Genomic DNA, 6,647 nt, shown 5'->3' with positions numbered 1-6,647 from the left:
CGCCTCGATTCGTCACTCAGCGCACCGCAAGCGGAACATGGCGGATTGGTGCCGTTACAACACCTTTTGCTCAAATTGCGATCGCAGTGAGTTTAAACGCGATCGCAACTGAGATGGTCGTCATCCGCAACATCTTCCTGATTTCAATTCCAGGGGTACTTCTGCTTGTAGCCGGGGGTGCATGGGCAATTGCTGGAAGCAGCTTGCATTCCATCCGACGACTAACCACGAGTATTGGGAATGTCACCGCTAGCGGTTTGGAACAACGGGTTCCTATCGGGACAACGGATGTTGAATTTGTCGAATTAATTCAGGTTTTCAACAAAATGTTGGAACGTCTGGAACGCAGTTTTAAGCAAGCGTCCCGCTTCAGTGGAGATGCTGCCCACGAACTCAAGACTCCGCTAGCGATATTGCAAGGAGAATTGGAACGCACTCTGCAACAAGCCGATCCCGGCTCCGAGGTGCAACAAAGCTTGAGCAATTTGCTGGATGAAGTGCGCCGACTGACGGGGATTGTGCGTAAACTGTTGCTGCTTTCTCTAGCGGATGCCGGACAAATGAACCTGCATCGAGTTGAGGTGGATTTGTCTGGTTTATTAACTGAGATGCTGGAGGATATCGAACTGCTAGCACCGCATCTGGAGATTCAAACAGAAATTGCTGATAGTTTGTGCGTAAAGGGCGATCGCGACTTACTTATTCAAGTCTTGCAAAACTTGATTAGCAATGCCATTAAATATAATCTCCCGAATGGCTGGATTCGGATTCAGGCTCGTCGTCAGAGTACAGCTGTGTTGATTACCATCAGTAATTGCTCTCAAGAGATTCCTCTGGATGAGCGAAACCGAATTTTTGACCGTTTCTATCGCGGCGATCCAGCCCGAACCCGCAAAGTAGAGGGAATTGGATTAGGACTGAGCTTGGCGCGGGAAATTGCGCGATCGCATCGTGGTAATCTGACCCTTGACCCGACATTATCTGGACAGACCGCATTCACTCTAACCTTACCAGTAGGCTTGTAAAAGCAGCGTTCTTTTTGTACAGAGCCAGCTTTCCCGTTACTCAGTTTTCGTTGAGAATATGCCTTGAATCGCGAAAGCGATCGCTTTCGGGTTTCACGAAGCTGTAACCGCTCCAACAAGAGCCGCACAATACTAGAGCCGCCAGCCAGCGAACTCCGAACCTCTGGCTTGGTAGAGAACAGTGAAATTGGCGCGATCGCACTTTTGCGGCGGCGATATCGCTGATGCAAATATGTCTAATCTCTCTAACCACTGTCACCTTGACATTCCACAATTTACAATTAGTAATGTCGCCAGAGAAACGCAAAAGGATTTCTTTGTATTCCGCGTAATTGAAATCCAGCCTGCACTGGCTACAAAGGCAATATTGATTTCCTGGCTTGTAATGCTTGCAGGTGGTCGCCAACGGTTCGTTGTATTTACTCTAGAGACCAATTTATGAAAGACCTGACTCGTTATCGAAACATTGGCATCTTCGCTCATGTCGATGCTGGCAAGACCACCACAACTGAAAGAATCCTGAAGCTGACAGGTAAAATCCACAAAATTGGTGAAGTACACGAAGGCGCGGCGACGACGGACTTCATGGAACAGGAGCAAGAACGCGGGATTACGATCCAGTCGGCTGCAACTACCTGTTTCTGGAACGATCACCAACTGAACATCATTGATACCCCAGGACACGTTGATTTCACAATTGAGGTCTATCGTTCCCTGAAGGTTCTCGATGGTGGTATTGGTGTTTTCTGTGGTTCAGGTGGAGTCGAACCACAATCTGAAACCAACTGGCGCTACGCCAACGACTCCAAAGTCGCTCGCATCGTCTACATCAACAAGCTCGATCGCACCGGCGCTGATTTTTACCGAGTCGTCAAGCAAGTCGATCAAGTGCTTGGAGCCAAGCCACTGGTGATGGTGCTGCCAATTGGCATTGAAGAACAGTTTTGCGGCGTGGTCGATCTGCTGACCCGTAAAGCATGGGTGTGGGACAACTCTGGCGATCCGATGAACTATAAGATCAAAGATGTTCCTACCGACATGGTCGATCAGGTCGAGACCTACCGCGAACAGTTGATTGAGCTAGCGGTTGAGCAGGATGATGCTGTGATGGAACAGTATCTCGAAGGCGAAGAGCCGTCGATGGAGGATATTAAGCGTTGTATCCGCAAGGGTACTCGCGACTTGGCGTTTTTCCCGACCTACTGCGGCTCGTCGTTTAAGAATAAGGGCGTTCAGTTGGTGCTGGATGCCGTGGTTGACTACCTGCCGAACCCGATGGAGGTCAAACCGCAGCCAGAGATCGATCTGGAAGGGAATGAAACAGGTAGCTTTGCGCTTGTTGATCCAGACAAACCATTGCGGGCACTCGCGTTTAAGATCATGGACGATCGCTTCGGTGCTTTAACCTTCACGCGCTTGTACTCCGGGACATTGTCCAAAGGCGATACCGTACTGAACACCGCGACAGGTAAGACTGAGCGGGTCAGCCGTTTAGTTGAGATGCATGCCAATTCTCGCGAAGAGATCGACTCAGCTCAGGCGGGTGACATTGTGGCGATCGTCGGCATGAAGAACATCCGAACCGGACACACCATCTGCGATCCCAAGAATCCCGCGACGCTGGAGCCAATGGTCTTTCCAGAACCCGTCATCTCCATTTCGGTCAAACCGAAGCAAAAGGGGGGTGAAGAAAAGATGGTCGCCGCGCTCACTAAGATGGTGCAAGAAGACCCGTCTTTCCATATGGTGACAGATGAGGAGAGCGGCGAAACAATTCTCAAGGGGATGGGTGAGCTACATCTCGACATCAAGGTGGACATTCTGAAGCGCACCCACGGGGTTGAAGTTGAGGTGGGTAAACCTCAAGTAGCCTACCGCGAGTCGATTACGAAACGCCTCGAAGACAGCTACGTCCACAAGAAGCAGTCTGGTGGTTCTGGTCAATTTGCCAAAATTGGCTATGTAATTGAGCCGGGTGAACCAGGCAGCGGCTTCCAATTTGAGTCAAAGGTGACAGGTGGTACCGTGCCGAGAGAGTATTGGCCAGCAGTGGAAAAAGGCTTTGAAAGCTGCGTCGATCGCGGTGTATTGGCTGGGTTCCCCTGCATGGACTTGAAGTTCACGCTGCTTGAAGGTGGTTTCCACCCGGTGGACTCGTCAGCAATGGCGTTTGAGATTGCTGCAAAAGCCGCTTATCGGCAGTCTGTTCCTAAGGCTGCGCCTCAGCTGCTCGAACCGATTATGAATGTTGATGTCTTCGCACCAGATGATTACATGGGCGATATCATCGGCGATCTTAACCGCCGCCGAGGGATGATGAAATCTCAGGAGACAAATCAGACGGGGGCACGCATTAAGGCAGATGTGCCTTTGAGCGAAATGTTTGGCTACATTGGCGATCTGCGTACCATGACATCTGGGCGCGGACAGTTCTCAATGTCGTTCTCACACTATGCTCCTTGCCCCAGTAACATCGCAGAAGAGGTGATCAAAGAAGCCAAAGAGCGTCAGGCTGCACACTAGGGCATTGGCTCCGATGAAGCGATTTGTCGGAGCCAATAACCGATAGCAATCCTCAATCAGTCGTGAGACTTTTGCGTAGTGTGAGCGTCCTGCTTGCGTTGAATCCCAGGCAAGATGACCGCACTACGTATTCTTATGACTTTTCTTAGGACTTGAATAGGACTGCTGTATATAGATGTGAATTTGATGCAAATTTTCTGGCGGTCTGTCGATATTAATTCTTTATGAAGCTGAATCCTCTGCCTACAGAAGTCATTCTGAGCCATCCCCGTTCTACCCTCAGTCATCTATATCTAGACTGGAATCCTGAGCCTGGAGCCTATTTAGAAGTCGAGGGTCAAACATATATGGTTTTAGAACGTAGGCATCGCTATCTACTCAAATCGGGCCGTTATCAGCTTCACAAAATTGCTCTTTACGTTCAAAAGTTCGATACCCCGGCAGAGTGTAGTCTGTTGGACGGGCGCTGGGTAATCGGAGATATCACCTGCTCATACAATGCTCGCTCTGAGTTGCTTCGATGTACGATTAATCCCAGTGGGCCTTGCGATCGCTGCGTTCATTATCAGCCCTTTTAGAATCGCTCTTTATCCCATCAGTTGCGGCTTAATGCCATCTTCGGGTTGCTACAACGATTCGAGCAATAAAGAGCCATTTTATATAAATAAGTTTAAACTTTGTCTTGCCAACGGATGACGTGGCGTGCTTGGCTTAAAAGCCCTAAATCCTAGTAGCGTCGGTAGTTATATCAATCTGCATCGATAAAGGTAAAGCCAAATCGTTTCTGCTTAACCTTCTGCTAGCAGATATTCTGGCGTTTTCACAGCAGGAGCCAGACGCAGCTTAGAAATTAAGGAGTATGGATGACTGGGAAATTAGACGGAAAAGTGGCAATCGTCACTGGTGCATCGGCGGGAATTGGTGAGGCGACTGCGATCGCGCTAGCAGCAGAAGGCGCACAGGTAGCGATCGCAGCAAGGCGTTTTGATCGACTGAATGCGATCGCAGATGGCATTGCAGCGACGGGTGGAAAAGCATTGCCAATCGTGGCAGATATCACGGATGAAACTCAAGTTCAGAACCTAGTGCAAAAAGCAAACGCACAATTTGGTCGAGTCGATATTCTCGTCAACAATGCGGGCATTGCTTTGTCAGGTAATATTGAGGGAGCAAATACCTCTGACTGGCGACGCATGATCGATCTCAACGTTCTGGGATTGATGTATGCAACTCATGCGGTTCTTCCTATCCTGAAGGCACAAGGATCGGGACATATCGTTAACATTTCATCCGTTGCAGGTCGAACCGCACGAGTAGGAATCGGTGGCTACAATGCGACAAAATGGGGAGTCAATGGCTTCTCGGAATCGTTGCGCCAGGAAGTATGCAAGCACAACATTCGCGTCACCATCATCGAACCAGGCATGGTGGATACGGAAATCGACAGCCACATTACCGATCCAATCGCCAAACAGCGCACCGAAGAACGGCGTAAATCGATAATACCCCTGCAAAGCGAGGACGTTGCAGCCGCGATCGTTTATGCCGTTACTCAGCCGCCGCGAGTGAATGTCAACGAGATTCTGATTCGACCCACCGATCAAGACTGGTAGATCGCAAATAGCGAAGCGGCTGTTTCTGTGAGAACCGCTTAAATTTAGCGCTTGACCGTATCGGCGGACTGATTGAACAACAGATCCCGCGCCTGATCTGGACTGATTACTTGATCTTTAAAAGCTTCTGCTTTCTCATAAGCGCGAATGGTTGCAGGACGGGCTTTTATCGCTTCAAACCAGCGTTGCAGGTGGGGAAAATCTTCGATCTTTTGGTTTTGCTTTTCGTAGGGCACGATCCAGGGATAAGCAGCGATATCGGCAATAGAATAAGCGCCCGCAATAAACTCGCGATCGCTTAATCGTTTATTCAACACTGCATACAAACGTCCCGTTTCATTCACATAGCGATTAATCGCGTAGGGAATTTTTTCAGGGGCGTATTGAGTGAAATGATGGTTTTGTCCTGCCATCGGTCCGAGTCCGCCCATCTGCCAAAATAGCCATTGCAGAACCTCTGCGCGATCGCGAATATTTGCTGGAATCAACTTTCCGGTTTTTTCTGCTAAATACAGCAGAATTGCACCAGACTCGAAAACAGAAATCGGTTCGCCACCCTCAGCAGGTTCGCGATCCACGATTGCAGGAATGCGATTGTTGGGGGAAATCTTTAGAAACTCTGGTTTAAACTGATCGCCCGTGCCAATGTTGATCGGAACGAGGGTGTAGGGTAGCCCAACTTCCTCTAGAAACATAGTAATTTTGTGTCCGTTTGGCGTCGTCCAATAGTAAAGGTCGATCATGATGATGTCTCCTGAATATTACAAAGATTAGGTTTTAGCGATCGCTTTCAGCGCCGAACTGACAGCTCAAAGATCATCAATGCTGTGGTATGCCATGCACTCAATGATTTCTCCCCCTACACGCCATGCTGCTTAAACCATACCTGAAGGCGTTTCCAACCATCTTTAGCTTCTTTCTCGCGGTAAGAGGGGCGATAATCGGCAAAAAAGGCGTGGGGTGCATTGGGGTAGACAATGATGTCAGATTTGCTGCTGCTGGACTTCAAGCGATCGCGCATCTGCTCTACTGTATCGAGGGTAATGCCCGTATCCTTGCCACCATAGAGTCCGAGAATGGGGACGTTCAGCGCCGAGGCAATATCGACGGGATGTTTGGGTGTCAGTTCGGTGGCATTGCCCACCAGCCGACCGTACCATGCCACCCCTGCCTTGACTTGGGGATTATGCGCTGAGTACAGCCAGGTAATGCGTCCGCCCCAGCAAAAGCCGGTAATCGCCAATTTATCGGCATTCCCCTCGGCTGACTTTACCGCCCAGTCTACCGTAGCATCCAGATCGGACAGCACTTGGGCATCCGGGACTTTGGCGACTACTTGGCGAATTTCATCAACGTTGCTTAACTTTAAAACATCGCCCTGACGCACAAACAATTGGGGTGCGATCGCTAGGTACCCCAATTTGGCAAAGCGACGGCAAACATCCTGAATATGCTCGTGTACACCAAAGATTTCCTGAATCACTAG

Annotated in this window: 7 protein-coding genes; 5 read left to right on the top strand and 2 right to left on the bottom strand. The window is 49.6% G+C overall.

Annotated elements, in window-relative coordinates:
• From H6F50_RS01515 to H6F50_RS01495, 5 genes are all read left to right on the top strand, one after another.
• On the top strand, positions 1 to 1,025 hold a 1,025-nt coding region (locus H6F50_RS01515; protein ID WP_190425566.1), incomplete at its 5' end, for an ATP-binding protein.
• Positions 1,026 to 1,088: 63 nt separating this feature from the next.
• The gene (locus H6F50_RS01510) at positions 1,089 to 1,250 is read left to right on the top strand and encodes a hypothetical protein (RefSeq protein WP_190425563.1); all 162 of its coding nucleotides are present in this window, start codon (positions 1,089 to 1,091) and stop codon (positions 1,248 to 1,250) included.
• Positions 1,251 to 1,463: 213 nt separating this feature from the next.
• Entirely contained in the window at positions 1,464 to 3,548 is a 2,085-nt protein-coding gene (fusA, locus tag H6F50_RS01505) for an elongation factor G (protein WP_190412929.1), read from the top strand.
• A gap of 224 nt (positions 3,549 to 3,772) precedes the next feature.
• Complete coding sequence (locus H6F50_RS01500; RefSeq protein WP_190412930.1) at positions 3,773 to 4,126, top strand: DUF6464 family protein; 354 nt, start codon at positions 3,773 to 3,775, stop codon at positions 4,124 to 4,126.
• Between the two features lie 285 nt (positions 4,127 to 4,411).
• Positions 4,412 to 5,161 carry an SDR family oxidoreductase gene (locus tag H6F50_RS01495; protein WP_190425560.1) on the top strand — a complete coding sequence of 250 codons (750 nt, stop codon included), beginning with the start codon at positions 4,412 to 4,414 and terminating at the stop codon, positions 5,159 to 5,161.
• A 44-nt stretch (positions 5,162 to 5,205) separates the two neighbouring features.
• Here H6F50_RS01495 and H6F50_RS01490 read toward each other — a convergent pair whose 3' ends face one another.
• On the bottom strand, positions 5,206 to 5,904 hold the full coding sequence (locus tag H6F50_RS01490; protein WP_190425557.1) for a glutathione S-transferase N-terminal domain-containing protein: 699 nt from the start codon (positions 5,902 to 5,904) through the stop codon (positions 5,206 to 5,208).
• Positions 5,905 to 6,020: 116 nt separating this feature from the next.
• On the bottom strand, positions 6,021 to 6,647 hold a 627-nt coding region (locus tag H6F50_RS01485), incomplete at its 5' end, for a dienelactone hydrolase family protein (protein ID WP_190425554.1).

Origin of the sequence: Coleofasciculus sp. FACHB-712 (assembly GCF_014695635.1) — a bacterium.
Taxonomy (GTDB): Bacteria; Cyanobacteriota; Cyanobacteriia; order Cyanobacteriales; family FACHB-T130; genus FACHB-T130.
This window is presented reverse-complemented; position numbering and strand designations above follow the sequence as displayed.